The sequence below is a fragment of the Pseudomonas sp. EA_65y_Pfl1_P113 genome (assembly GCF_963970525.1).
GTDB lineage: Bacteria > Pseudomonadota > Gammaproteobacteria > Pseudomonadales > Pseudomonadaceae > Aquipseudomonas > Aquipseudomonas tritici.
In genome coordinates, this window is sequence record NZ_CAXAQM010000673.1 from 1 (window position 1) to 433 (window position 433).

At 66.5% G+C, this 433-nt stretch carries 1 pseudogene; it reads left to right on the forward strand.

Annotation, left to right across the window (positions count from 1 at the left end):
- Window positions 1-433 (forward strand): annotated as a pseudogene (locus AACY52_RS31660) (DNA-binding protein); the annotation flags it as partial.

Below are 433 nucleotides of genomic sequence, written 5' to 3' on the forward strand. Positions count from 1 at the left end.
GGCACGACCTTCCATTCGCAGCCCGAAGGGCTTCGTGACAGCGTCTATGCCAAGGCGATCGAGGCCCGGCACGATAGCTGGCGCAAACGGCTCCCGGCCAAAGTCGCTGATCTCTGGGATGGGCTGGCCGCACTGACTGGCCCCGAACAGGCCGAACTCTTCGCCCATTGCGCTTCGTTCGGCGTCAATGCGCTTTATGAGCGGGCCGATCGCTACGGTGGCCGTGTCTCGGCGCATAGTGTCGAACAGCGCATCGCCGAAGCCGATCGCCTGTCGCTGGCGGTCGGGCTCGACATGGCCGAAGCCGGGTGGCGGCCGACCGTCGCCAACTATCTCGGCCGCGTCACCAAGCCCCGCATCCTCGAAGCGGTGCGTGAAGGCGCCGGCGAGCGCGCCGCCCAACTCATCGCACATCTGAAGAAGGGCGACATGG